Annotated in this window: 23 protein-coding genes; 9 read left to right on the plus strand and 14 right to left on the minus strand. The window is 58.0% G+C overall.

The genetic code is table 11. From position 1 onward, the window contains the following. Positions 1-240 precede the first annotated feature (240 nt). The 9 genes from HJW02_RS08040 to HJW02_RS08080 form a co-directional block, all read right to left on the minus strand. A complete protein-coding gene (locus HJW02_RS08040) occupies positions 241-1,305 on the minus strand; it encodes a hypothetical protein (protein ID WP_146017847.1) in 1,065 nt (354 codons plus the stop codon). Positions 1,306-1,331: 26 nt separating this feature from the next. Continuing rightward, positions 1,332-4,565, minus strand: a complete 3,234-nt coding sequence (locus HJW02_RS08045; protein ID WP_102722854.1) for a tetratricopeptide repeat protein — start codon at positions 4,563-4,565, stop codon at positions 1,332-1,334. A 307-nt stretch (positions 4,566-4,872) separates the two neighbouring features. Further along, the gene (locus tag HJW02_RS08050; RefSeq protein ID WP_146018261.1) at positions 4,873-5,694 is read right to left on the minus strand and encodes a hypothetical protein; all 822 of its coding nucleotides are present in this window, start codon (positions 5,692-5,694) and stop codon (positions 4,873-4,875) included. A gap of 79 nt (positions 5,695-5,773) precedes the next feature. Next, positions 5,774-6,232: a biopolymer transporter ExbD gene (locus HJW02_RS08055; RefSeq protein ID WP_022397594.1), complete on the minus strand. Its 459-nt coding sequence runs from the start codon at positions 6,230-6,232 to the stop codon at positions 5,774-5,776. Positions 6,233-6,243: 11 nt separating this feature from the next. Further along, entirely contained in the window at positions 6,244-6,750 is a 507-nt protein-coding gene (locus tag HJW02_RS08060; RefSeq protein ID WP_022397595.1) for a biopolymer transporter ExbD, read from the minus strand. 78 nt (positions 6,751-6,828) lie between these two features. Further along, the gene (locus HJW02_RS08065; RefSeq protein WP_022397596.1) at positions 6,829-7,620 is read right to left on the minus strand and encodes a MotA/TolQ/ExbB proton channel family protein; all 792 of its coding nucleotides are present in this window, start codon (positions 7,618-7,620) and stop codon (positions 6,829-6,831) included. 93 nt (positions 7,621-7,713) lie between these two features. Next, complete coding sequence (gene nth, locus HJW02_RS08070) at positions 7,714-8,352, minus strand: endonuclease III (protein WP_102722851.1); 639 nt, start codon at positions 8,350-8,352, stop codon at positions 7,714-7,716. 96 nt (positions 8,353-8,448) lie between these two features. Further along, positions 8,449-9,120: a 3D domain-containing protein gene (locus HJW02_RS08075; RefSeq protein ID WP_240454353.1), complete on the minus strand. Its 672-nt coding sequence runs from the start codon at positions 9,118-9,120 to the stop codon at positions 8,449-8,451. 605 nt (positions 9,121-9,725) lie between these two features. Further along, positions 9,726-10,082 carry a hypothetical protein gene (locus tag HJW02_RS08080; protein ID WP_146018262.1) on the minus strand — a complete coding sequence of 119 codons (357 nt, stop codon included), beginning with the start codon at positions 10,080-10,082 and terminating at the stop codon, positions 9,726-9,728. A 140-nt stretch (positions 10,083-10,222) separates the two neighbouring features. Here HJW02_RS08080 and HJW02_RS08085 point away from each other — a divergent pair, with 140 nt between their 5' ends. The 3 genes from HJW02_RS08085 to HJW02_RS08095 all read left to right on the plus strand — a co-directional run bounded on the left by HJW02_RS08085 (position 10,223) and on the right by HJW02_RS08095 (position 14,497). After that, a complete protein-coding gene (locus HJW02_RS08085; protein ID WP_180971100.1) occupies positions 10,223-11,194 on the plus strand; it encodes a uracil-DNA glycosylase in 972 nt (323 codons plus the stop codon). 3 nt (positions 11,195-11,197) lie between these two features. Then, complete coding sequence (locus HJW02_RS08090; RefSeq protein WP_022397601.1) at positions 11,198-11,983, plus strand: glycerol-3-phosphate responsive antiterminator; 786 nt, start codon at positions 11,198-11,200, stop codon at positions 11,981-11,983. A gap of 141 nt (positions 11,984-12,124) precedes the next feature. Further along, positions 12,125-14,497, plus strand: coding sequence for a heavy metal translocating P-type ATPase (locus HJW02_RS08095; protein ID WP_180971847.1), 2,373 nt, complete (start codon positions 12,125-12,127; stop codon positions 14,495-14,497). On the opposite strand, the gene HJW02_RS08100 is transcribed toward HJW02_RS08095, so the two are convergent. The 5 genes from HJW02_RS08100 to rpsN form a co-directional block, all read right to left on the minus strand. Beyond that, on the minus strand, positions 14,492-14,848 hold the full coding sequence (locus tag HJW02_RS08100; protein ID WP_102722848.1) for a YraN family protein: 357 nt from the start codon (positions 14,846-14,848) through the stop codon (positions 14,492-14,494). The two genes, HJW02_RS08095 and HJW02_RS08100, sit on opposite strands and share 6 nt — an antisense overlap. 28 nt (positions 14,849-14,876) lie before the next feature. Next, positions 14,877-15,491, minus strand: coding sequence for a ribonuclease HII (locus HJW02_RS08105; RefSeq protein WP_240454354.1), 615 nt, complete (start codon positions 15,489-15,491; stop codon positions 14,877-14,879). A 28-nt stretch (positions 15,492-15,519) separates the two neighbouring features. Continuing rightward, positions 15,520-16,932 (minus strand): hemolysin family protein, encoded by a 1,413-nt coding sequence (locus HJW02_RS08110; RefSeq protein WP_102722846.1) that lies wholly within the window; start codon positions 16,930-16,932, stop codon positions 15,520-15,522. Positions 16,933-16,986: 54 nt separating this feature from the next. Further along, positions 16,987-17,247 carry an FmdB family transcriptional regulator gene (locus tag HJW02_RS08115; RefSeq protein WP_012419609.1) on the minus strand — a complete coding sequence of 87 codons (261 nt, stop codon included), beginning with the start codon at positions 17,245-17,247 and terminating at the stop codon, positions 16,987-16,989. A 72-nt stretch (positions 17,248-17,319) separates the two neighbouring features. Next, a complete protein-coding gene (rpsN, locus tag HJW02_RS08120) occupies positions 17,320-17,589 on the minus strand; it encodes a 30S ribosomal protein S14 (protein ID WP_022397607.1) in 270 nt (89 codons plus the stop codon). A 408-nt stretch (positions 17,590-17,997) separates the two neighbouring features. Here rpsN and HJW02_RS08125 point away from each other — a divergent pair, with 408 nt between their 5' ends. From HJW02_RS08125 to tpiA, 6 genes are all read left to right on the plus strand, one after another. After that, complete coding sequence (locus HJW02_RS08125; protein ID WP_146017845.1) at positions 17,998-18,942, plus strand: hypothetical protein; 945 nt, start codon at positions 17,998-18,000, stop codon at positions 18,940-18,942. Positions 18,943-18,956: 14 nt separating this feature from the next. After that, positions 18,957-19,865, plus strand: a complete 909-nt coding sequence (locus HJW02_RS08130; RefSeq protein WP_102722844.1) for a hypothetical protein — start codon at positions 18,957-18,959, stop codon at positions 19,863-19,865. A gap of 187 nt (positions 19,866-20,052) precedes the next feature. After that, entirely contained in the window at positions 20,053-21,345 is a 1,293-nt protein-coding gene (locus HJW02_RS08135; protein ID WP_102722863.1) for an argininosuccinate synthase, read from the plus strand. 99 nt (positions 21,346-21,444) lie between these two features. Further along, positions 21,445-23,064 carry a sulfatase-like hydrolase/transferase gene (locus tag HJW02_RS08140; protein WP_102722843.1) on the plus strand — a complete coding sequence of 540 codons (1,620 nt, stop codon included), beginning with the start codon at positions 21,445-21,447 and terminating at the stop codon, positions 23,062-23,064. 31 nt (positions 23,065-23,095) lie between these two features. Beyond that, a complete protein-coding gene (locus tag HJW02_RS14145; protein WP_022397612.1) occupies positions 23,096-24,334 on the plus strand; it encodes a transcription antitermination factor NusB in 1,239 nt (412 codons plus the stop codon). A gap of 52 nt (positions 24,335-24,386) precedes the next feature. Then, positions 24,387-25,151 (plus strand): triose-phosphate isomerase, encoded by a 765-nt coding sequence (tpiA, locus tag HJW02_RS08150; protein ID WP_022397613.1) that lies wholly within the window; start codon positions 24,387-24,389, stop codon positions 25,149-25,151. Positions 25,152-25,173: the final 22 nt, after the last annotated feature.

Raw genomic sequence — 25,173 nt, forward strand, 5'->3', positions numbered from 1 at the left:
ACCGTTTTTTAACCGCTCTTGTTCTCTCCCTGCCAGCGGCTCTTCCGCATTTTCCCAATGAAAAAATGTCTCCGGAAAACGTGCAGCGTCCCCTAAGGCGCGGCAGCCATTCCGGACAGTAGGGATGCGGTACCCTCATGAGGGAACGAAGTACAAAAAAGGACTGTCTCCCTGTGAAGGGGAGACAGTCCTTGTTGAATGGAAGGCGGCTGGCAGAAAACCCGCCGCGTCAGTTCGTTACTACTTTTTCTCCGGCTGGGCGGGAGCCTGTGCCGGGGCTTGGGCAGGCGCCTGAGCGGGAGTCTGGGCCGGAGCAACGGCAGCGGGATGCTTGTAGGAAACCGCAAACCCGTCGTACTTGGCCGGCAGCTTCCTGTCCGGAAGCATCAGTTCATGCAGGCGGTACAGCGCGGCCGCTTCCTTGACGTGCGCGGGACGGGCCTTCATCTGCAAGTCGGGAATCACGGTTTCAGGATTGTGTTTTCTGGCTTCCACGGCAGCCGTCACGGCGGAATCCTCCAGGAACTTGGCCACATCCGGCATGTGCAGGTAGGAGTCCAGGGAACGCACCACGCAGGCGGAGGCCAGTTCTTCATCGGAACCGTGCAGCAGCACCAGGGCTTCCGCAAAGTAATCCAGAGCCTTATTCCAATCCTGGGCTACCATGGCGGCGGCCCCAAGAGCATACTTCATCCGCGCCTGCTGAAGGCGAGTGGCATTTTTCTTGGTGGCCAGGAAAGAGGCGGCACGGCTTTTCACGCCGTTCCAGTCCTTGTCCGGAATCAGGGCCATGATTTTGGCAACCTCCAGATCATCCTGGGCGGAGGGAGACAGATTGGAACCCCTTACGGGGAACTTGGCCAGCAGGCCTTTGACCCCGGCCCAGTCCATCATGCGCATGGCGCACTCCAATTCATAGACGGCCGCCCGGGCGGACAGGCTGTCCTTGATGGAAAGCGTGGAGGCATATTTGTTCACCAGAGCGTGGAATTTGTTGCGGGCGTCCTGGTATTTCCGGTTTTCCATAGCCACCTTGGCGTCCACGAAATCATCCGTTTCAAAGATGTACAGCGTTTTGAAGGCGCTGGCCATCTGCTGGAGGACTTCCTGGGATTCCCTGCTTTCCACAAACTGGACCATGGGGCCGTTGGCGGAAAGAATGTAAATATCCGTCGGGCGGCCATTCTTGATGGCCGGAGCGGCAGCCCTGGCGCGCAGGCGCTGGGGATTCTGGGCATTCTGAGCCATAGCCGGAACCAGGGTGGACAAGCCGGCCAATACCATTATTACTGAAAGTGCTTTCATATTGTTGATTGCTAAACCTTTTGTTGTTACTTCTGGCCTTTGGCGGCGCGTATGGCGGCTTCATAGGCGGCGATGTCCGCCCGTTCCTGGCTGACGGCGGGATCGGAGCCGAACTTGGCCGTCTTATCCTTCACCTCGTTGACCAGGGCACTGTCTTCTGCCGTCATCTTCTTGCGGTTGGCGGGAGTATCCAGCAGTTGCACATACTGGCTGCCGGCCTTCCAGGCGATATACCTGTCGGACGGCTGCTTGCCCGCCCCCTGGGACATCGTGTTCCTCTTCCACAGCGTATCCATCTGTGCAAGCACGGCGGGAGCGGACCACTTCACGAGGCCCTTGTACGTGCCCGTGATGTTCATGAAGTTGATCAGGGCCTTGTCCAGCTCGTTCTGCTTCAGGTAGGCTTCACCTTGCAGGTAGAGGACTTCCGGCAGATTCTTCTTGTAGGACTTGTTCTCGCGGTACTTGTCGGCGGCGGCAATGACGGACGGCCAGTCCTGGCGGGCGGAGGTGAACTTGACCAGGTTGTACTGGGCGTCTTCCATGGCCTTGCGGTCCGGGTTGGCGCTGGATTCCTCCTTGCTGAGTTCATCCTTCATCATCTTGATGGCGGTTTCCACCTTGGCGTTATCTTTGCTGCGGCCCAGAGCAACGGCCTTCCCGAAGACCGCATTCTTGCGGTACTTGGACATGCCGTTGATGCGGGCCTTCTTGCGCACCGGATCAGGTTCCGACGGGTCCAGGATTTCATCAAAGTAGGCGATGCTTTCTTCCGGCTGGGACGTATTGGCCAGGTGGACACCCAGCTTCACGAGCGTGTACGGAGGCAGGTCGGAAGGTTTGAAGTCCCGCTTCAGCTCCACGAAGAGCTGCTTGACCAGACCTTCCAGAGCGGCCTTCTCGGCACGCTGTTCGTCCGTTTCCGTGGGAGCCTTTTCATACCGTTCCTGCGTCTGGGCAATGACGGCCATGCGGAGCATGGCGCTCAGCGTCTTGTCCTTGTCATTGTCCACGCCGGGGAACCGGTAGAAGTGGTTGCGCATGGCGTTGGCGTCCAGATTGCGGCCCAGCGCCTGATTGCCGGCCATGTACGTCTTGGTGTAGGAGTTGACGGCTTCCTCCAGAAGAACGGTCATCTTGGGATCGTCCTTCTTGCCTTCCCTCACAATGACTTCCTGCATCTTGACGGACGCGGGGTCAAACATCTCCTTGTCGTCCTTGAAAAAGTCCATGGCTGCGGCAGCCAGCTGGAGGCTGTAGCGGCTGCCGGGCTGGTCGCTGTTCTTCCAGTACTCGTCATACCACTTCTTGACTTCGTCCCGTCGCGCCGTCCTGGCCGCTTCCACGGCTTCCTTCGGTTCTACGGGGAGAGGTTTCTTGGTGGCATTGATGAGCAGGTTGTACACGGCTTCCGCGGCGGGGCGCTTGTCGCCCAGCTTTTTGGCGGATTCCAGAGCGGCCAGGAAATAGCCTTCCGCTTCCTGTTCATGCTCCTTGCTGCCGGCATACAGGTTCGCCAGCAGGTTGTTGGCATACGGGAACAGGCGGTGCTCCTTGAAGTTGTCCACGATTTCCTTCGCATCCTTCGTGGCAAGCTCCTCGTCTCCGGGGTTCTTGCGGTTCAGGTAGTTGAAGGCACGGTCATAAAGCACGGCGGCCATATTGGCGTCATTCTTGTCCGGGAAACGGGCAATGTAATTGGTGAAGGCCTGGATGGCTTCATCCGTATTGCCCAGGTTCGTGTAGGTTTCACCCAGCAGGTACATGGCCGTTTTCAGGTAGGTGCTGTCACGGTATTCCTTCACGAAGCGTTCCAGCACCGGCACCGCTTCCTTGTAGCGGGCGGCGTCCGCAGCCCCCAGGTTGAACAGGGAGGCGCCTTTGCAGTACAGGGCCAATTCATAGAACTTGTGAGTGGGGTCGTCCTTGTGCAGCTCCATGACCTTGTCCGCCTGCTGGACGCAGAGATCGAATTTCTTGTCCTTCAGCAGTCCTTCCAGGGACAGGGTGTTCAGCATGGGGGCATACTTGGAATTCGGGAATTCCTTCAGGTGCTGCGCCACAAGCTCGCCGCCCTTGTCCGCTTCTCCCAACTGCCAGGTAGTCATGGCCAGGTAATAGAGGTTGTCCTCCCTGCCCGGGGCGTTCGGATAGGATTCATTGATAAGCTGGTAAGCGGCGCGGGCGACCCGCTGGGAACCATGCACCAGGGCCTGGTTGCCCATGAAACTGAACGTGAAGGCGTCCATGACCTTCCCTTCCTCCTTCATCTTGTTGAACTGGTCAATCAGGGCGGTCACCTTCGTCCTGTCCAGCGTATGGGAGAGGTCCGTCACGCCGGGCACGGCGCCGTTGGCGCGTCCCAGGCGGTCCAGGGAATGGTTGGCGTCCGCCAGCACTCCGGCCTGGTCGGGCAGGAGGCCCATCAGCACCATTGCCAGGGAGGCGTAGTCTTCAGACTCCTTCTGCTTTCCTTCCTGGAGAAGGGCGCGGGATTTTTCCAGCACTTCCGCAATGTAGCTCACCAGCCGGGGAGCGTACAGCGCCACGCGGGTGGGGCTGATGTTCATCACGGAAGGATGGGCTTCCACAAATTTTACCGTTTCCTGGCATTTGCCGGTCTTGATGGCGGCATCCACCATCGCCAGGAAGCCGTTGGTGATGACGGCATCCGTAATGCGGCGCCCCTTGTAGCGGGAGGTGACGCAGGAGGTAAGGTTTTCCAGCCCTTTCTCAAAGGCGGGCGGATCCATCTTGAAATAACACTGGGCCAGCAGTCCCTGCACTTCACCGGCATTGACATTCCGGGCTACAGGGTCGCTGCGGTATTCCTTCAGGAATTTCTCCAGCAGCTCCGCGCCCTTGGCAAAATCCCCAAGGCGGCAATAGTTTTCCCCCTCGCGGAACAGGGCCATTTTCACGAGCTGGTTCTTGGCGCTCGGGAACTTGGTGTAACACGCCTTGAACGCTTCCACAGCTTCCTTGTATTGCTTCAATTGGGCCAGGCAGACGCCCTTCTGGTAATAGAACCAGCCGAAGCCGTCATCCAGCCCCAGCGTCTTGATACGGGGTTCATAAACGCGGATGCAGCGGTCCACGGCATCCAGGGCTTCCTGCCACTTGCCTTCCTTCATGGCGGTCAGGGCCGTGCGCTGGTAATCGCGCGGGCCATGCTGGGCACTGGACGGGAGCGCCGCCCCAATGCTCACCACGGAAACCAGGCCTGCAGCCAGTGCAGTAGTATAGTTTGATTTGATCATGTGTTTAAAATTCGTTGAAACAGAAGAGATAATAGAATAGGTACAATATCTGTGCAAATGCACGGAATGCACCTATCTGTAATGGATTGCGTCATTCTAACAGGATGCTGCAAACTCTAAAGCAGAAAGTTCTGTATTTTTAGTCATCCTTGCAAGAAAGTTCTTCCTGCTCGCGTTCCCTTAAGGGAGGATTGGGTTTGGAACCAAAAAGGCCTTTTTATCTCTGAGAATCCTGCTCTTTCAAAAAAAGATCCGGCATTCCGAGCCGGAGCAAATTCCGGCCATTAACGAAATGAACGCCCCTCTCTCAACTATCCTTGAAAGTTTTCAGGACCACTGAGTCCATCCCGGCTCTCATCAAAACATCCATGACAGCTGCGGCGCGCTGATTGGGAACATCTCCAGCCACCATTAACTGAACCACTACCCTGCCTCCCGCCCTCCCCGCGCTCCGCTTTTTGTTTTTCAGCCACTCGACGATAACCCCCAGGCTCCCTTTCTCCTCCACCAGAGGATAAAAAAGGCCATTCCCGTTACCGTAAAAGAGAGCATGCGGAAGAAGAAAAATGGAAGCGGACGGCATTGATGAAACCGTCCCGCTCTGCGGCCTTTCAGGAATGCCTGGAACTGCTGCAACAGGAGGTCCGGAAAAACGAACCCTCTTCACATTGCATTCTGCGGCAACCTGTATAACTTCGCGGGAATCCGTGAAGAGAGCCTTCCGGTCACCGCGCAGATAGAGGAAAGGCTCCTTACAGCCCTTTGCCCTCAGCTGTTCTGCCTGCTTCTTGATATGTTTCTTTAGTTCTTCCGGGGAATGGAGAGGCTCATGGGAGCCGGATCCCCAGCGGATACTGGAATCAATACCTTCCGGACGCCTGTCCTCCTTTTTGCCATACACATTGATCACGATGTTGCCGAAGGAGGACCTGATTTCTCCGGAATGTTCATCTTCCCGCATCTGAAGGCCTTCCTCTCCCCGCCGCACACTACATCCTGCCGTCTCGGAAACCGGGATGCTGCGGCAGGCGCCCGATTCCTGAGACGCCTTCAACGGTAATGCCTGAACGGCGTTCGAGAAGACGATCAGGATTGCCCCCCACCGGGCTGCATGATTTGACCAGACCATAAGAAAAAAAGACAGCGGGCCACTTCCACACTCTTGCAGGGAAGCCGAACATCAATAACACGGTCCATCCGTGAATGGCTTAGTCGTCCTTGAGGTCGGTCAGGGCCACCGTGGTAATTCCTGCTTCCGTCAAAGCGTTCATGACGTCAATGACGCGCTGGTGGGGAACATCGCCCTCCACCCACAACTGAACTACCGGCTTGGTGCCTACGGCGCTGGCTTCCTGTTTCTTGGCTTCCAGCTGCTGCACGAGGGTCGCCAGGTTATGGTTATTCATGTCATTGTCAATCATCAGGCTGTTGTCCTTGCCCCAGTAAATGGTGCCGTCCTTGATGATGCGGATCAGCGCCGGTTCAATCTGGGAGGCGGTATCGCTCACGGATTGCCCCGGCATGGACATGTCCAGCTTGCGTTCCTGAATCAGGGAGGTCGCCACAAGGAAGTAAATCAACAGAAGGAAGCACACGTCGATAAGGGAGGAAATATCCAGCTTGGGATCTTCATCCTCAACCATCTCCAATTTTTTATGTCTTGCCATAGCGCGTAATGTTATTCGTCCTTGTTTGCAGCAGAGGAATTTTTGGCAGGCAATACGGCAAAGATCACCTTGACCACGCCACATTCCGCAGCCACGCGAATCACTTCCCGCGAGCCCTTGAACAGGGCCTTCTGGTCGCCGCGCAGATACAGGCGGGTTTCAAAGTCCTGCTTGTCCTTGAAGCGTTCCGCAAGGTTTTTGATATATTCCTTCAGTTCATCCGGAGAGTTGAGCGGCGCACTGACATCGGAAGCCCAGCGAACGTTGGGATCCATGCCGGCGGGACGCTTTCCATCCCCTTCACCGTACACATTCACCACGATGCAGCCGTTGGCGGATTTCACTTCACCGGAACTGCTGGCCGTGGGCATTTGAATGTTCTTATCCTTTTTAACGGTAATGGCCGTAGCGTTCACCACGAAGAAGATCAACAGGAGGAAAACCATGTCGATCATGGGGGACATATCCATTTCCCCGCTCTCTTCGTCGGCCGCTACATTGGCTTTTTTCTTACCCATAAGCTACATTTGGTTGAGATTCTCCGGCCCGGCTCCGCCTGGGCGGAAACTTCCGGACCGGACCGTCTTTCCCGGCGATCAGGCCAGGCCTTCGGGAATGCGGGCAAGCTGGGCTTCGGCGTTCACCACGTTGATGGAGGTGTTCACCATTTCCTGCACGGTGCCTACGCATTCGGCAATATGGGCGTTGGCGATGCCCTTCTGGAAGAAGAAGAACGGCGTGGCGATAATGGCGTTGATCAAGCCCCAGAAGGTCGTCAGAAGAGCCACGGAGATGTCACCGGCAAGCTGGGTGGGGTCTGCCTGTCCGGCGCTTGACAGCGTGCCGAACGCGCCCACCATCCCCTGCACCGTACCGAAGAGGCCGAGCATGGGGGAAATCTGCGCGCAAAGGGCCAGCATGTTAATCCATTTGAATACGGAACGGCTTTCATTGGCCGTAAAGTCGGCTACGGCGTCTTCAATGGCGTCCTTTCCAAGGTCTTCCGGACGGGTGGCGTCCACATTCGGCAGGGCATATGCAACCAGGCGCCCCAGATAGGTGGGGCTGCCGGCTGCCACTTCAATGGCGGAGCGGATGCGGCATTCGGCCATCAGCTGCAGCAGGGTGACCTTGAGGTCTTCCGGACAGAATTTTTCCTTTTTCAGAGCCACCATGTTGTAGATTACCAGGAAAACGATGAAGGCTTCCACCAGCATAATCGGGATCATGGTCCAACCACCGGCGATGATCCATTTGTCAAGCATGGTCTGTTCCTGCGGAACAGCGGCTTCGGCAGCTTCCTGAGCAAAGGCGGATGTAGAAAACGCGGCCATCAGGACGGAAGCAAATGCGGCGAAACGGAAACCCAGTCTAAAAAGGTTCTTCATAATTTAAGTTATATGGTTGTTCGAAAAGATACTGGTGTATTAAAGCATGCAAATTCAGACTTGCAAGCATTCATTTCGGGCCCTGGCAAAAATTCAGACACCCGCGGAACCGTCTTCCCGGGCCAGCCGGCTGCAGATCGGACAGCGCCCTCCGCAACCCCGCGCAGAGCAGTATTCACGCCCGTACAAGACGATGCGCAAATGAAGATCCCCCCATGAATTTTCAGGGAAAAGGCTTTTCAAGTCACGTTCCACGGCTTCCACCGTTTTCCCCTTGCTCAGCCCCCACAGCCGGGAAAGGCGGAAAATGTGCGTATCCACCGGAAAGGCAGGAACGCCGAAGGCCTGGGTCATGACGACGGAGGCCGTTTTATGCCCCACCCCAGGAAGGGATTCCAGGGCCGCAAAGTCGCAGGGAACCTGCCCCTGGTATTTTTCCACCAGGATGCGGCTGAGGTTCACGATGGCGGACGCCTTCCTTTCCGAGAGGCCGCAGGGCCGCACGATTTCCCGGACCGCTTCCACATCCTGCCGGGCCATTTCCTCCGGAGTGGAAGCCAGGGCGAACAGGGCCGGGGTCACCAGGTTTACACGCTTGTCCGTGCACTGGGCGGACAGAAGAACCGCCACCAGCAGGGTGTAGGCGTCGCGGTGCGCCAGGGGAATGGGAGGGTTCCCATACAGGGACATGAGTTCCTCCTGGACAATGGAAGCCCGTTTTTTCGTATCCATGCCGCCAGATTACCATCCTGCACGCACGCCGGAAAATAAAAAAGCGCCGCCATGTGATGAATGGCGGCGCCCGGGTTAAAGGGTTCAGGAATCCGGTCAGTCAGCCTTGGCGTAAAGCCCCTTGGACACGCGGTGCTGCAGGGCCGCATACATGGCGCGGCAGTGCCTGTAGCCGCGGCGGCTGCCGAGCACTTCCAGACTGTTGGCGGGATCTCCCCAGCGGACGATGGTCAGTTCCACATAGCGGCGGCCCCATTCCTTCATCAGCTTCTTGTTAGGCTGGTAAATGTCAATGGTTCCGGTGCCGACCAGGGCGCTCCCGTAATCGTCAACGACGTAGAGATAGGGCTGCCCCTTGATGCGGAAGGTTGTTCCCAGAGGGTAAACGGACCAGTCCGCAGCGGCGCTGCGCACGGAAGAAGTGTATTTCAGCGTCGTGCCAACGGCATTCCGGGGTCCGTAGGCCAGGTGGTCACGTTCGGAATGGGTATAAGCCGTGGTGCGTACTACACGGGTGCGCTGGGCGGGGTGGTAAAACGGCATCTTGTGTTTGTCGCGCCCCAGTTTGGGGAGCTTGGAAGAAGGCACTGCCGAACGGCTCGGCGCCAGGGGCTGAACAAATCCCTGGGCATTTTCACCTACACGGGCCAAAACAAGGGCGTCACTACTGGATTTCCCCATGCCGGTTACAGCTCCGTTTGTCGAGCAGCTGCTGACAAACATGGCCGCGACGGCACAAGACAGGGTGGCAATTATTCTTAAATTCATGCGGTATGAGGTTAGGCGCCATACACATGGCAGTCACTCCGGCAGAACCTTCAGGCCATGTGCGGAAGCCGAAAAATCGGCAACGGCGGCTCTTGGGTACGAAATAATTTCTGCCTTGGCAATCCTTTTTTTTCACCGACCCCCTTCCAAACAAGGAAAATCTATTAATATAAAACGCTAAAAATAAGCAATATATAAAACATGCCGCATTTTTGTCATATCATGACAAATAATATACTTCACGAAACATCTTTTTCTATCACATCACGACACACTTTTTTATTTTTAATACATCTTGCTTACTATAAAGATGATATAAGAAAAAATCGACCTCAATCCTTCAAAAGATTCCCTAAAAAAGTTCAATGGGCCCAATTCCGGGAGGCCGTCATAGATGGAAAAATCGCGTCTCCCCTTGAACGAATTTCCCTTTGCTGTTCAGGCTTCCACGTGAATTTTTCCTTTCCCGTTTCCTTATCTGCGCCCTTCCTGCTTCCCAATATGCCGCAATGCAGGGTTCGGGAAGAGGTTGGGAAGAACGTTTCCCGGCAATAAGGATTCGGGACACGGGATTTTTACCGGGGCATGCTCCGGCCATGGGAAAGCTATAGAAAAAAAAGGCATGCAGGCCTGATTGAAAAAACATCCTGTAACCCGTCTTGCAGCAGTTTTTCAAATTCTGGAGAAACTTCCATGCCAAGAAAAAGAAAGATGCGGGGAACAGCCCGCGCCGCGCAGGAAAGGGATCCTCCCGTTTTCTCCTGCAATTTTTCCGGAGCGGGAACCGGAAAAGCCCGGTTGGACGGAAAACGAAGCTTCAACCCTGAAGAGCAAGGAAAGCCGGAAGGCGAACGAATCAATTCCCCGCTTCCGGCAAAACGGCCCCGGAACAAGCATGCCTGCTTGCAGTCGGGCATTGCCCCGTTGAACGGCATCCATGGGCAAGAGAGGGAAAATTTCATGACAGCCCTTCCTTTTTTCTCTTTCCCCTCCTTCCTGCGACGCTCTTCAGATGACGCCAAGCCTCCTGCTCCCGGCGGCCGGGCGCACACCCAATGGGCTGTTGCATCCCTCCGGAAATAGATTACACTCCGGAACAAACATGTCTGCCGGCCTGCCCCAACACCTCACGCTGGACTATCTGCGCGCCCTGTTATCCCGGGGCGTGGAGAAGGCTGCCGTCACGGAGGAGGCCAGAACGGTCTTGAGGAAATGGGTCATGGACGCACGGTGGATCGCCAGGGGGGAAATCCCCTCTTCCGTTTCCGCCCCCCCTGTTTCCGGAGAAACGCAGCCGCCGCCGGAAATTCCAGGCCAGCCGCCGGACTCCGTGGATGAAGTTTCCTTCGGCAACGAACTCCGGGACATCCTCAACGGAGTACAGCCGGGCAGAACGGAGGAGGAAGCCGCGCTGCCCCGCCATATTTCCTTTGCCCTGGAAGGTGAAACGGAGGAAGAGAAACTGTCCTCCCTCCGGGAACTGGTCGTCAACTGGCCGCCGCTTCGGAATATGGAGTCCCTGCGGGACACGCCCGTCTTTTCCTCCGGCAGTCCCAGGGCGGACATCATGATGGTCACGGACGCCCCCGGCCTGTATGAAGAAAAGCAGGGCGTTCCCCTGGCCGGCCCCTCCGGACAGAAGCTGGACGCCATGCTGAAAGCCATGGGGCTTTCCCGTACGGACATTTACCTGACCCATCTGGTCAAGTACCGCCCCGCCCTCCCCCGCCAGCTTACCAACAACCGGCCGCCCACGGACCGGGAGATAGAGGTGTCCCTCCCCATTCTCCGGGAGGAAATCATGCTGGTGCGCCCGAAAGTGGTGGTAGCCCTGGGCGCCATCGCGGCCAGGGGCATCCTCCAATCCGGAGAGACGCCGCTTTCCGCCCTGAGGGGGACGTTCCACACGGCTTTCGACACGCCTGTGCGCGTTACTTACAATCCCAGCTACCTCCTCCGCACGGAGGATATTTCAGAAAAACGAAAGGTTTGGGAAGACATGCTGTGCGTCATGGAACAGGCCGGCCTCCCCATTTCCGAAAAGCAACGTTCCTATTTCCTGCCCAAAAAGTAACATATGGATTATTTAAACAGCATTCTGGAGCGCAAACGCGCCGACTTGAAAAAAATCCTTCCCCTGGAAGGGAAATTGCGGGCCTCCGCCATCCAGAGGAATGACTATGCGGGATTCCGCACGGCGGTGGACCTTGGGGAAAACCGTCTTTCCGTCGTCCCGGAAATGTCCAGGGTCCATCCCGTCCTCAACCTCCGGGAGTCAAACCAGGACCTCCGCCACCTGTACGGCATGTTCATCCAGGGCGGCGCGCAGGGCATTTCCATCGCCGTGGAACCGGAGGTATACGGCGGTTCCTGGGACATGGTTTCCACCATTTCCAGAATCAGCACTGTCCCCGTCATGGCGCGCGACGTTTTCATCCATCCCGCCATGATCTGCCAGGCCATCGTCTCGGGAGCGGACGCCGTCAACCTGGTGGCGGCCGCCCTGCCGGAAAAGGACCTGGAAGACCTGTACCGCATGGCCTCCGGGCTGGGACTGGACGTGATGATGGAAGTCCATACCCTGAATGAGCTTGAAACCGCCATGGACCTGGAAGCGGAATTCGTCTGCATCAACAATGCGGACCCGCATACCCTCCAGGCCAATCCGGCGGTTACGGAAAAACTCATTGAAGAAATTCCCGCCTCCGTCACCGTCCTGGCCGCAGGAGGCATCCGCACCGTGGAAGACGCGCGCCGCATGCTGGACGCCGGGGCCAACGGCGTCATTCTTCAGGACGAACTGGCCCGCATGGATATTCCCCAGGATTTCATGGAAGCCATTCTGGCGCTCAGGGCGGAATGATTTTTCCTCCTGCACTATATATAATAGACAGGCGCAATCTGTGCCCGCATGGAGAAATGCGGGCTTGAAGCCGCTTCCGCGGTTTTTCCAATCATGGCTGTCCCGGAACGGAAAGGGTCCCGGAATTGTCTCACTTTCCGTATGGATATGACCAACAGCCCGCATGCCCGGCATGGAGCTTCCGGACACACGGACCCCGTCTGCGGAGCGCAAGTCGGGGAAGATACTCCCTGGAAGGCCGGCTATCAGGGGAAAACCTATTTTTTCTGCAGCCGTTCCTGCCGGGATAAATTCACGGCAGCGCCGGAAGAAGCTCTTGCCCACCCTCCGGACGCCGGACACGGCATGGACATGCCCATGCACCACCATGAAGACATGGACCATTCCTCTGCCATGGAATCTGCGGCCGCCGCTCCCGGTACGGTGTACACCTGTCCCATGCACCCTCAAATCCGGCAGAATCATCCCGGAGCATGCCCCATCTGCGGCATGACGCTTGAACCGCTGCTCCCTTCCGCAAACGCCCGGGACGATACGGAGCTGAATGACTTCCGCAGGCGTTTTTATTTTTCCCTGCCTTTCGTCGTCCTGATCTTCATTATTTCCATGGGCGGCCATCTTGCGCGCTGGATGAACGCCGGAGTCCAGAACTGGGTGGAACTGTTCCTGGCCATCCCCGTGGTCCTGTGGGCGGGAGAGCCGCTCCTGGTCCGGGGATGGGATTCCATCAAGACCCGCAATCCCAATATGTGGACGCTGATCGGCGCCGGAACCTCCATCGCCTTTCTGTACAGCCTGGCCGCTACCATCGTGCCCGGCTGGTTTCCCGCCGTTTTTATCCATGACGGGCATGTTCCCGTTTATTATGAGGCGGCGGCCATCATCATCTCCCTCAGCCTTCTGGGCCAGGTGCTGGAACTGAAAGCCAGGTCCCGTACGGCGGAAGCCATCAGGGCCCTGATGAATCTGGCCCCCGCCACCGCCCATCTGGTACTCCCCAACGGGGTGGAAAGCGACATTCCCCTGAAGGACGTGCAGACCGGCGACGTGCTGAGAGTGAAACCGGGAGAAAAGATTCCGGTAGACGGCGTCCTGAAGGACGGGGGAAGCGATGTAGACGAGTCCATGCTGACCGGAGAACCCATTCCCGTCTCCCACGTTCCCGGCGACAAGCTGATCGGCGCCACGCTGAACACCACAGGCACCTTCACCATGACGGCGCAGAACGTGGGGAATGACACCGTCCTGGCGCGTATCGTCAACCTGGTGGCCCAGGCCCAGCGGACCAAGGCCCCCATGCAAAGGCTGGCGGACAAGGTGGCGCGCTACTTTGTGCTTGCGGTGGTGCTCATTGCCGTTCTCACGTTTTTCGCCTGGGGATTCTGGGGGCCGCAGCCATCCTGGCCGCACGGGCTGGTGAACGCCGTCGCCGTCCTGATCGTAGCCTGCCCCTGCGCGCTTGGCCTAGCTACTCCCATGTCCATGATGGTGGCTTCCGGAAAGGCGGCCTCCCTGGGCATCCTTTTCCGGGACGCGGCCGCTCTGGAAACCATGCACAAGGTCAATATCCTGGTGATGGACAAGACAGGCACCCTCACGGAAGGCAGGCCATCCCTGGTCAACGTAACCACGGGGAACAACGTGAATATGGACGCGCTGCTCGCCCGGTGCGCCTCTCTGGAGCAGAACAGCGAACACCCCATCGCGCGCGCTTTCCTCCAGAAGGCGGCGGAGGAAAAGCTCACCCTGTCGCCCATTGAGGATTTCCAGTCCTTCCCGGGCGGCGGCGTGGCCGGGACTTTCCAGGGCAGCAAGGTTTGCGTAGGCACCGCAGACATGATGCAGAAGCGGGGCGTAGACATCTCCTCCCTGGCTCCGTGGGTGGAAGAACAGCGGAGACAGGGCCGTGTTACCGTCTTTGCCGCGGTGGACGGCCAGGCGGCGGGAGCCTTCTCCCTGGCGGATAAAATCCGAGAAAACACGCGCCAGGCCCTGGCGGACCTTACTGCGCGCGGCATCCGCATCATCATTGCCTCCGGGGACGCGCCCGCGACGGTGGAAGCCGTGGCGAGGGATCTGGGCATTTCCGAATTCCACGGAGGAATGACACCGGCGGACAAGCAGGCGCTCATCGCCTCCCTGAAAAGCGGGAACGCCGTGGTCGCCATGGCGGGGGACGGCGTTAACGACGCTCCCGCACTGGCGGAAGCGGATGTGGGCATCGCCATGGGAACGGGATCGGACGTAGCCATGCAGAGCTGCGGCGTCACCCTGGTGAAGGGGAACCTGCTGGTGATTTCCAAGGCTTTCGCCCTTTCCACCGCCACCGTGAAAAACATGAAATCCAACCTGGGTTTCGCCTTCGTGTACAACGCTCTGGGAATCCCCATAGCCGCCGGCATCCTCTATCCCTTCTGGGGCATCCTGCTTTCTCCCGTCATTGCGGCAGGGGCCATGTGCCTGAGCTCCGTATCCGTCATTCTGAACGCCCTGCGCCTGCGGCGCTTTTCATGAAGCGGGCAAATCCTTCTCCCTGAACGCTCCGCGTATATGCCTGAATTCCGGGGGCTTCCCCTCCCGGTACAGGACTTCCACAATATCGTAACGGGAGGGAACCGGTTCCGGAAGCTGGCGGAGCCATTCCGCCGCTCCCCGCCGTATCAGCGCCCTTTTGCGGGCGTCCACGGCGCGGCGGGCTCCCCCGTAACTGTTTCCCGTACGGGTTTTCACTTCCACAAAAACCAGGCAGTTCCCGTCCCGGCACACGAGGTCCAGTTCCCCGCCCCTGACGGGACGCCAATTCCTCCTTAAAACGGAAAACCCTTCCCCACGCAGGAAAGAGGCCGCTGCCAGTTCCCCGTACATTCCCAGCCATGCCGTATCCCGCTCCTTCCTATTCAGGAATGGACAGTTCCATTTGTGAAACCGGCGCAAACGAGCGGCGATGAAGCGGACAGGGCCCATGCCTCCGCAGGGCTTCCATGTGGGCTTTCGTGCCATATCCCTTGTGTTTTGCAAAACCGTACTGCGGATAGGAGGCATCCGCCTCCGTCATCATGCGGTCCCTCGTCACCTTGGCCAGCACGCTGGCGGCGGCAATGGAAAGGCTCCTGCCGTCTCCCTTCACGATAGCGCGGTGCGGAACGGGAAGCCCCTTGACGGGCAAGCCGTCCACCAGGCAGAAATCCGCATGCGGGGCCAGTCCTTCCACGGCGCGCGCCATGGCCAGATGAGTGGCTTTCAGGATGTTGAGACGGTCTATTTCCTCCACGGAAGCCATTCCCACGGAGCAGGCCACCTGTTCGCAATCCAGCAGAGCCAGGAATAGGCGTTCCCTCTTAGCCGCGGTCAATTGCTTGGAATCATTCAACCCGGACAGTTCCTCCGGCAGTTCAGGCAGAATGACGGCCCCGGCCACCACGGGGCCGGCCAAAGGGCCGCGGCCGGCTTCATCCACCCCGGCCACATAAAGAAAACCGGAGGAACGGGCCTCCCTTTCAAAACTCATATCCGGGTGTGACTTTTCCGTCATGGCCTCATTCCTCCTCCTGTTCTTCCGGAAGGCGGGTCAGCAGAATCTGCGTGATTCTTCTGCCGTCCGACCCCGTCACTACGGCCCGGTAGCGGCCAATCTTCAATTCCTCCCCTTCTTCCGGAATGTAGCCCAGCCGACTGATCACGTAACCGCCCAGGGTGGTGACGCCCGGGCAATCCAGGTCCATTTCAGGCAGGTAATCCGCCAAGTCAAACAGGGTAACGGCTCCGTTCACGGCATACGTATCCTTGCCGGTCTTGACGAATTCCCGCATTTCCTCCTGGTCAAACTCATCCTGAATGTCGTCCCCCACGATCTGTTCCAGCACATCGTCCAGGAACACCAGGCCGATGGAATCACCAAACTCATCCACCACCAGGGCAAAATGGGCATGCTCTTTCAGGAAGAACGTCAGAAGGCTGTCCAGAGGCATCGTATCCGGCACCACGCGCAACTCACGCCGCACGCTTCTAAGGTCCGGATTTTCCTGCCCTACCAGCTTGAGCAGATCCTTGACGTGCACCCAGCCCTTCACCTCGTCCAGATGGTCGCCCTCCACCAGGGGGAAACGGGTATGGCGGGACTTCCGGGCAAGTTCCCAGTTCTCCTCAAAGGGAGCCGTCAAATCCATCACGTCCACTTCGGAACGCGGCGTCATCACGTCCTTGACGCACATGTCGTTCAGTTCAAGGGCATTCTTGGAGATCTCCGCCTCCTGCTTCGTCAGCTCTCGGGAACGTTCGCTTTCCTCCACCAGGTACATCAGTTCATCCGTGCTGTGAACCGTGCAGGCCGTGGAGCGGGGATCGATACCCAGCAGGTACTTCAGCACAAACCGGGCAATTCCGTCCGTCAGGCCAAGAATGCCCGTATATTTGAACACCGTGTAAAAGAAATGCAGCAGGGGGACCGTCGCCAGAGCGGCCCTGTCCGGATGGCGCACCGCCATGGCCTTGGGAATAAACTCCCCAAAAATAACATGGCAGCAGGCAAAGAAAATAAACGTAACGGCCAGGGCAATGCCGTAAACGGGAACCTTACCGCCCAGCCCCAGGGAAACAAGGAAGGGAGCCGTCAGCTCCGCCACGAAAAACGTGCCCAGAAATCCCAGCGCCAGAGAAGAAAGGGTAATGCCCGCCTGGCAGGCGGCCAAATACAGGTCAAGGTGCTTGACCGCCTTCCGTGCCCGGGCCAGCTTCCTACGGGTACGCGCCGGAACGCCATCCCCGGCGTGCAGCTGGCTTTCGCGAACCTTCATCAGGGCGAACTCGGCCGCCACAAAAAACGCGTTCAGCAGTAAAAAAAGGATAAAGCCGGCAATCGCCAGCGTCATTCCACCCAGCGCCGGAACAGCGCCGGGCGCTTCAGCGGCCCCGAAGGCCGCAAGAATACTCAGAGGGTCCGGATCATTCATTCTGTTTCAAGTAGTATACGGGAAAGGAGGCCGGAATATTTCCCGGCTTTTGTGTTACAGTTTTTCATAAACGCCCTTGTCCCGGCGCTCCAGCACGGTGAACCCGGCTGCCTTGGCGTCGGAAACGGAAAGGGGCTTGGTCACCTCCGGCACATTGATCCGGCTGATGACCTTGCGCACCGGGTGCTTGCACACCAGGCACTTTTCAAGCGGCGCACGGTCCACCGGCCGCCGCAATTCAAAACCGCGGCGGCACACCGGGCAGGACTGGCCGGGGTCGTCAGGGTTTTCGGAAATATACTCGTATATGGGCATAGTAAAACGCTAGGCTAAATAAAAATCAGCCTAGCGTCAAAATCTTTATAAGGCTGCAACCTTTCCCAGCCCTTACCAGCTGGACTTGGTCACACCGGGGATCATGCCGGCGTTGGCCAGTTCGCGGAAGGAAATACGGGAAAGCTTGAAACGGCGGATAAATGCGCGGCGGCGGCCGGAAACAAGGCAGCGGTTGACCGTACGGGTCGGGCTTGCATTGCGGGGCAGCATGGTTAAACCGATATAATCCTTCTCAGCCTTCAATTGCGTACGCAGTTCCGCGTAGCGCTTGACGGTGTCAGCCTTTTTCTTGTCTCTTGCGATCCAGCTCTTCTTAGCCATAAGTTCGGCGGAATAAGTAGAGGGCCGGGGATGAAAAATCAAGCGCTTTTTTTCAATTTCATCAAATTCAAGCCGTTTTCAATGTCATCCGTCCTTTTTGGCAGCTTCCGCACATCGGCTTGAACGCCTGTTTCTTCCGCAAGCGGCACCATCAGGAAAAGCCTCACAGGCGTTTCCGGCGGAACGGAAGCAGTCGATTATTTAACTCTTCCTAATCATTTCTTCCCCGGCGGAACGGGATCATATCTGCAAGGCATCAGCATAAAATGGGAATTCCCTTGACTTCAATCGTATTTTTGGAAAACTTTTTCAAGAATGTTGTTGAAAAACAAGGTTGTTATGAAGATCTGCGTCTTTGGCGCACTTCTTGCATGCCCCTGCCGTGTGACGGCGGAAGAGGAGGGACCCATGCAAGGTCTGAAGATTGAATCGAAAACGCATAAGTATTCCGCGGATTACCACATCGCCAAGGAAGAAGGACAGAATCCGGACGAGGACGAGGATAAAAAAAGGACCTGCGTGGGCATGGGCGAGAAGGTTACCTTGACGTTGACGGGAAAGAAGGCGCTCATTGGAGAAGATGAGGACATCAGGTGGAGCCTGGCGGACGGGGCGCATTTGGGCAGCTTTGAGGGAATAACTGATGGAAAGCGTAAAGTAACATTGTCCATCAATGAGGATTTGGGTCCGAAGACCGTCGGAAACAACCATACGATCAAAGTCTGGGCATATGGTTCAAAAACGCAGCAGATGCCCGATAAACCGCTCAAACTGGAAGTGTGCATCCCTACCCACATCACCGGGAAGCACAGGAAAAAGGAAGGAGGCGGCAGGGGAATGATTGCGGACGCTGAAAAATTTCCCGGTTTTCCCACGGATGAGGCACAGGACCGGGGCAAACCCGGAGCTTCCGCCCAGCTGGAATTGACGATCCATCCCACGAAAGTCAATTTCCAGAATATCCATGTGATTGAAAAAGACGCGGACGCCAGCGACAAAACTTTTCCTCCCCTGGGAGGCAGGCACCGGCCCGGAGAAACATGGTCCCAGATTGATCCCGGCAACAGGGTCATTGACACCATAGCATGGAAAAAGACGATGAATGAGGTGAAAGCCGGATTGAGTCCGGATGCTCCGGAACAGAAATGGGATTGGGCATGTAAACGTTACGTGCAGTCTATTCTGCACCGGGATGTTTACATGCTCAATACCGTGACGCAAAGCTTCAAGGTCCGGTGGACAGACCCCAGGACCAGAAAAGCCGTCCATGCATGGATTTCCAAATTTGAATGCCAGGTGGAACGCGACTCCCAGCAGGGAACCCATGCGTTTTCCCCGCAAGACAACAAATAATGATCCCCACAATAATGATGAAAACATTCCACCTCGTCCTCCCGCTCATCCTTCTTTGCTCCGGCATCACGCCCCGGGTGCAGGGAGCCGCCACGCTCCCGGGGTCTCGCCTTCCCCTGGCTTATCCGGAAACGGCCCAGCCCCGCGAGTATCCGGGCTACCGCATGCTGGCGGAGATGGGATGGATGTACCTGCCGGTGAAGGAACCGTATCCTCCGCTCTGGCACCTGCAGGAAATGCTCAAAAAGAACGAGCTGGAACTGTTCTACATGTGCACAGCCCGTCTGTTCCAAATCTATTGTGTGATCCATATTGATGACCTGAGGGGAAGACAATGCCGAGAACTGTACCACTTGTGCGGTCTGGTGACGGCAGCGCCGTTCTACCAGGTGGACTTCAGCGGAGAGCATCCGTGGGAATACGGAAGAAGGACGAGAGATATGGATACGAAGAGGGTAGCCGTTTCATGCCTAAGCCGTATTATAAAAAAAGAATCTGCCGGACGCATGAACGTGAACCAGAAGGAGATCGGAAAGTTCAGCGCGTTATATACAGCGGTAATTTTAAAAGGATTCCGGAAGGAGCACCAGGCGACTTCCGAAGAAAAGCTGAGGAAGCGATGGAAGGAAGGGGAAAAGAACACGTGGAAGGTGCACCGGGAGGGACGTGTTTTTGGCTGGGAAGACCAGTTCATCGTGGCCCAGGGCAGAAATGATGATATGAAATATGAGATAGAAGAATGGCTGGAGGAAGATTTAATTCGCATCCTGGTGGGATACTTTCCCGGCCATGCGGCGGAAGCGCGCCAGTACATCCGGATGGCGGGATACGAAGACCGGGAAATCAACGGACTGGTGGACCGGACGTTGGGACGCGCCAAGGAAACGGAGTTTCTGTATAGAGGAGGCAAGAAAAAGAATTAAAAGCAGCTTTCCAGGCTTATGCGGTGAACGAATCCTGATGAATCTCGACTTGTTTTTGTTCAGGAACCATCCCGGGGAAGCCGCTCTGGACAGTTCCGGGAAAAAGCCCGTGGTTAAACATGATTTTGTCCTTTCCTCCGGGGGGGGAATGGGGCATCATGCCGCCGCACACTAATCATTGACGTACATGAAAATCGTAGTTGCATACTCTGGCGGCCTTGACACCTCTGTTCTTCTGAAGTGGCTCAAGGAAAAATACAATGCCGAAATCATCGCCTACTGCGCAGACGTAGGCCAGGCGGAAGAACTGGACGGCCTGGAAGCCAAGGCCCTGGCTACGGGAGCCTCCAAGTGCTTCATCGGCGACCTCAAGGAAGACTTCGCTGCCAACTACATCTTCCCCATGATGCAGGCCAACGCCCTTTACGAAGGCCGCTACCTGCTGGGCACCTCCATCGCGCGCCCCTGCATTTCCAAGGACATGGTGGACCTGGCCATCCGTGAAGGAGCGGACGCCATCGCCCACGGCGCCACCGGCAAGGGGAACGACCAGGTGCGCTTTGAACTGGCCGTCAATGCCCTGGCCCCGAACATCAAGGTCATCGCCCCCTGGCGCGACCCCGAATTCCGCAAGCAGTTCCCGGGCCGTACGGAAATGATCGCCTACGCGGAATCCCATGGCATCCCGATCCGCCAGTCGCTGAAAAAGCCTTATTCCATGGACCGCAACCTGCTCCACATTTCCTTTGAAGCAGGGATGCTGGAAGATACCTGGTACGACGGTACCACCCCCGCCGACCGTGAGATGTACAAGCTTTCCGTTTCCCCGGAAGACGCTCCGGACCAGGCCGAATACATTCAGATCCTGTATGAAAAGGGCGATGCCATCGGCATCAAGTACGACGGCCTTGACGCCCTGCTGAAAGAACTGAACGTCACCCCGAAGGGGGAACGCGACGGCTATACCCTGCTCAGCCCGCTGGGCGTCATGTACGTGCTGAACGCCCTGGGCGGCAAGCACGGCATCGGTCGCGTGGACATTGTGGAAAACCGCTTCGTCGGCATGAAAAGCCGCGGCATTTATGAAACCCCCGGCGGCACCATCCTGCTGGCGGCCCACCGCGACATTGAAACCATCACCATTGACCGTGAAGTGCAGAAGGTGCGCGATTCCCTCATTCCGGAATACGCCACGCTGGTTTACAACGGCTTCTGGTTTGCGCCGGAACGTGAAGCCATCCAGGCTCTGGTGACCAAGTCCCAGGAAACCGTCAACGGGGAAGTGCGCCTGAAGCTTTACAAGGGCAACGTCATGTACGCCGGACGCCGTTCCCCGCAGTCCCTGTATTCCGAAGAAATCGCCACGATGGAAGGCGGCCATGAGGAACTGTACAACCAGGACGACGCGGAAGGCTTCATCCACCTCAATGGATTGCGCCTGAAGCAGTTCAGCCGCGTCAACAAGCCCTACGGCAACTAAGCCCCCGCAACACAACGTTTTCAATCAACCGTCCGGAATACCAGTTCCGGACGGTTTTTTCTTTGCAACAATCCTTTCCTTTTCCACGTACTGCCCGTGATGGGATTTATTTCATGCACATTTCTGGCAGTTGTTTCAGCGCTGGCGTTCTGTCCGGTCCCGGCCACTGCCGCTTCCAGGCCCAACATCATTCTGATTTATGCGGATGACCTGGGCATGGGCATGCTGGGCTGCTACGGCCAGGAGATCGTGAAAACGCCCAACATCGACCGCCTGGCCAAACAGGGCATCATGTTCACCCGGTGCTACAGCAGCCAATACTGCTGCCCGGCGCGCGCCTCCCTGCTCATGGGCGTGCATGACAGCCACTCCCGCTCCTACACCCAGACAAACGGCGGCCTGGTCATCACGGCGGAACAACAAGGCTGGTCCAACGAGGAACTGGAAAAGAAAGCGGCCAGGGCGGCCCGCATCAAGCCTTCCGGGGGAGAGGTTTTCCTTCCGGAACTGCTGAAAAAGGCAGGATACGTCACGGGCCAGTTCGGAAAGCTGGAGTGGGGCTTCACCACCTGGCACGGAGAGCTGAAAAGGCACGGATGGGACCGTTACGTGGGATACATGGACCATCAGCGGGCCCACGGCTATTATCCCTCCTTCCTCTGGAAAGACGGCGAACGCCTTCCCCTTCCGGGCAACACGCATGCCGACGGCGGCAAGACCCCGGAGATTTACGGGCCGGGAGCCACGGAAAAACGGAGAGGAAACCGGGACGGCAAAGTGACGTACGCTCCGGACGCCATGCTGGCGGAGACCCTCAAGTTCATGGAGGAAAACCGGAACAGACCCATGTTCATCCTCTTCTCCACCAACCTGCCCCACGGCCCGGTGGATATTCCCCCCGCAGAGAACAAGTATGCCGGTCATCCAGCCATCCGCCAGGCCTATGCGGGCGCCGCGGGCGGCAACAGGGAATGCGCCGGGGCGGCGGAGGAATACGCCTCCATGGTGGACAAGCTGGACAGGCAGGTGGGCGCCATCCTGGCCCAGGTGCACAAGCTGGGACTGGAGAAGCGCACCATCATCGTTTTCAGCTCCGACAACGGGCATGAACTTTACTACCGCACGGACAAGGAGCGGGGCCGCGGCCTCAACTGCCACGGCGGCGTTCTGGACGGCACCGGGGAGCTGCTGGACGTTTTCCGCGGCAGCCGCGGGCTCATCGGCCAAAAGAACGCCATGGTCAACCTGGCCGGGTTGAAATGGACCAACCATGAAGGGGGCATCCGCATTCCCCTCATCGTCTCCTGGCCCGGGACCGTGCCGCACGGGAAGGTTTGCCGCAGCCTGGTAGCCAGCTACGACCATATGGCCACCTTTGCCGAGCTGGCGGGAGTGGGCATGCCGGAAGGCAAGGATTCCGTTTCCTATAAAAACATGCTCTTCGGCAAACCTTCCAGCCAGCGCGATTACGTAGTAGTGGACCACACGGTCATCACGGGGGACGGCTGGAAGCTCACGCACAAGCAGGACAAGTGGCTCCTTTTTCAAATCAGCAGCGACCCGGAGGAAAGGCACAATCTGGCGGAAACAAGGAAAGACCAGTTGGAAAGGCTCCAGGCCATTTACAGGAAGGAAGCGGGAAGCCCCAGAAAAGACAGGCAAAAGCCGGAACAACCCCGGAAAACCGCCCTTTTTCCGCCGCTTGCTTTTGCAGGTTGAAACTTGAACGTTCCGCATGTAGAGTTCCCCGGTGAAGAACAATCCCCCCACCTCCCGCCAGACAGCCCTGACCTGCCTGATGCGCTGGCATGAAGGCCGCTCCTTTGCGGAAACCCTCGTGGACCGGGAATGTTCGCGGGCTGCGCTTTCCACGGCGGACAGGCATCTGGTGCAGGCCCTCGTCTTCGGCGTGCTGCGCAACCAGACCTGGCTGGACCATGTGATCGACTCCCTGCGGAAAGGCAGGCTGGACCTGGAAATGCGCCTCATCCTCCAACTGGGGCTGTGCCAGCTTTTCCTGCTGGGGATGGCAGACCACGCCGCCGTGTATGAAACCGTCAATCTTGCGCCCGCACGCCTGCGGGGGCTTGTCAACGCCATCCTGCGCAACGCGCTTCGGCGGGAGAAAGCCATCCTGGAGGAACGGGAAAAACTGCCGCTTCCCGTTCTTTATTCCACCCCGGCGTGGCTGGTGCAGCGGTGGACGCAGCAGATGGAGCCGCAAACGGTCCGCGCCCTGCTCCACTGGAACAACACCACGCCGCGCCTGTACGTCCGCGCCAATCCGCTGGTCCCCGTGAACGGCATGCCAGCCTCCCTGGCTCCGCTGGACCGCGCTCCCGGCTGGTTCTCCGTAGACGGCGCCCTGCCGCTGGAAGAGATCAAAGCGGGCTCCCTTTACGTGGCGGACCCCTCCACCCGCTACGCCATCGACCTGCTGGCTCCCCGGCCCGGCGAGGAAATCCTGGACGCCTGCGCCGCCCCCGGCGGCAAATCCGCCGCCATCATCGCCGCTACCGGAGGCAAGGCGCGCCTGACCGCCACGGACCTCCATGAACACCGTCTGCCCACCTTGAAGGAAAACCTGGACAGGCAGGGTTCCTCCTCCGTCCGGACGGCGCAGGCGGACTGGTCCCTCCCCTGCCCTCCGGAATGGGAACGCCGTTTTGACGCCGTGCTTCTGGACGTGCCCTGTTCCAACACCGGGGTCATCCAGCGCCGCGTGGACGTGCGCTGGCGCCTGACCCCGCAGGAAATCCGCCGCCTGGCCGCCCTCCAGAGGAGCATTCTTGAAAACGCCTCCCAGGCCGTCAAGCCGGGCGGCAGGCTGGTTTATTCCACCTGTTCCATTGACGCGGAGGAAGACGGCCTGGTGGTCAGGGATTTTCTGCAAAACCACCCGGAATGGACCCTGAAGGAGGAAAAACTCATCCTTCCCCATGAGGAAAAATCGGACGGCGCGTATGCGGCCCTTTTGATCTGTGCTTGACCTCGGCCCCAATTTGGCAACAATGCGTGCTCCTGATTAATCTCATTCCACTATGTCCCGCAAACCCATCATTGCCGCCAACTGGAAGATGAACATCGGCCCCGCCGAAGGCGCCCAATTCATCGAAAGCTTCAAAAACCTCGTTAAGGGAAAAGACGTCGCATGCGACGTGGTCGTCATTCCCCCCTTCACCACCATCCCCTCCGTGCTGAACGCCCTGAACGGCTGCTCCTGCACTGCCGTAGGCGCCCAGAACGTCTCCCAGTATGACAACGGAGCCTACACCGGGGAAATCTCCACCAGCATGCTGAATGAACTGGGCCTCAAGTACGTCGTGCTCGGCCACAGCGAACGCCGCCAGTACTTCGGAGAAACGGACGCCATCATCAACGCCAAGATCAAGAAGGCCATCGCCGCCGGCATCACCCCGATTTTCTGCATCGGTGAAACGAAGGATGAACGCCTGGGCGGCATTCTGGAACCCGTGCTGGAAATCCAGCTCAAGGGCGGTCTCAAGGATCTCACCCCGGAAGAAGTGGCCAACCTGGTCATCGCCTATGAACCCGTCTGGGCCATCGGCACCGGCCTGACCGCCACCTCCAAGGAAGCGCAGGAAGCCCACGCCTTCATCCGCAAGGTCATTTCCGACGTCTTCGGCGCGGACACCGCCGCCAGGGTGCGCATCCAGTACGGCGGTTCCGTAAAGCCGGAAAACGTGGTGGAGCTCATGGCCCAGCCGGACATTGACGGAGCCCTGGTGGGCGGCGCTTCCCTGAAGCCGGAATCCTTCGCCGCGCTGGTCACTTCCGCCAAGTAAGCGCAATCCAGCCATTTCCTTT

The organism is Akkermansia sp. GGCC_0220 (genome assembly GCF_017566105.1).
Taxonomy (GTDB): domain Bacteria; phylum Verrucomicrobiota; class Verrucomicrobiia; order Verrucomicrobiales; family Akkermansiaceae; genus Akkermansia; species Akkermansia massiliensis.

Excerpts from the sequence above, each read along its gene's own strand:
- HJW02_RS08130 (WP_102722844.1), top strand. The coding sequence starts at position 18,957 with ATGATGAAAACATTCCACCTCGTCCTCCCGCTCATCCTTCTTTGCTCC.
- HJW02_RS08090 (WP_022397601.1), top strand. The coding sequence starts at position 11,198 with ATGGATTATTTAAACAGCATTCTGGAGCGCAAACGCGCCGACTTGAAA.
- HJW02_RS08140 (WP_102722843.1), top strand. The coding sequence starts at position 21,445 with ATGGGATTTATTTCATGCACATTTCTGGCAGTTGTTTCAGCGCTGGCG.
- HJW02_RS08135 (WP_102722863.1), top strand. The coding sequence starts at position 20,053 with ATGAAAATCGTAGTTGCATACTCTGGCGGCCTTGACACCTCTGTTCTT.
- HJW02_RS08085 (WP_180971100.1), top strand. The coding sequence starts at position 10,223 with ATGTCTGCCGGCCTGCCCCAACACCTCACGCTGGACTATCTGCGCGCC.
- nth (WP_102722851.1), bottom strand. The coding sequence starts at position 8,352 with ATGGATACGAAAAAACGGGCTTCCATTGTCCAGGAGGAACTCATGTCC.
- HJW02_RS08115 (WP_012419609.1), bottom strand. The coding sequence starts at position 17,247 with ATGCCCATATACGAGTATATTTCCGAAAACCCTGACGACCCCGGCCAG.
- HJW02_RS08045 (WP_102722854.1), bottom strand. The coding sequence starts at position 4,565 with ATGATCAAATCAAACTATACTACTGCACTGGCTGCAGGCCTGGTTTCC.
- HJW02_RS08095 (WP_180971847.1), top strand. The coding sequence starts at position 12,125 with ATGGATATGACCAACAGCCCGCATGCCCGGCATGGAGCTTCCGGACAC.
- HJW02_RS08060 (WP_022397595.1), bottom strand. The coding sequence starts at position 6,750 with ATGGGTAAGAAAAAAGCCAATGTAGCGGCCGACGAAGAGAGCGGGGAA.
- HJW02_RS08100 (WP_102722848.1), bottom strand. The coding sequence starts at position 14,848 with ATGTACGGGGAACTGGCAGCGGCCTCTTTCCTGCGTGGGGAAGGGTTT.
- HJW02_RS08075 (WP_240454353.1), bottom strand. The coding sequence starts at position 9,120 with ATGAATTTAAGAATAATTGCCACCCTGTCTTGTGCCGTCGCGGCCATG.
- tpiA (WP_022397613.1), top strand. The coding sequence starts at position 24,387 with ATGTCCCGCAAACCCATCATTGCCGCCAACTGGAAGATGAACATCGGC.
- HJW02_RS08065 (WP_022397596.1), bottom strand. The coding sequence starts at position 7,620 with ATGAAGAACCTTTTTAGACTGGGTTTCCGTTTCGCCGCATTTGCTTCC.
- HJW02_RS08105 (WP_240454354.1), bottom strand. The coding sequence starts at position 15,491 with ATGAGTTTTGAAAGGGAGGCCCGTTCCTCCGGTTTTCTTTATGTGGCC.
- HJW02_RS08050 (WP_146018261.1), bottom strand. The coding sequence starts at position 5,694 with ATGGTCTGGTCAAATCATGCAGCCCGGTGGGGGGCAATCCTGATCGTC.
- HJW02_RS08110 (WP_102722846.1), bottom strand. The coding sequence starts at position 16,932 with ATGAATGATCCGGACCCTCTGAGTATTCTTGCGGCCTTCGGGGCCGCT.
- HJW02_RS08080 (WP_146018262.1), bottom strand. The coding sequence starts at position 10,082 with ATGAAATTTTCCCTCTCTTGCCCATGGATGCCGTTCAACGGGGCAATG.
- HJW02_RS08055 (WP_022397594.1), bottom strand. The coding sequence starts at position 6,232 with ATGGCAAGACATAAAAAATTGGAGATGGTTGAGGATGAAGATCCCAAG.
- rpsN (WP_022397607.1), bottom strand. The coding sequence starts at position 17,589 with ATGGCTAAGAAGAGCTGGATCGCAAGAGACAAGAAAAAGGCTGACACC.
- HJW02_RS08125 (WP_146017845.1), top strand. The coding sequence starts at position 17,998 with ATGCAAGGTCTGAAGATTGAATCGAAAACGCATAAGTATTCCGCGGAT.
- HJW02_RS08040 (WP_146017847.1), bottom strand. The coding sequence starts at position 1,305 with ATGAAAGCACTTTCAGTAATAATGGTATTGGCCGGCTTGTCCACCCTG.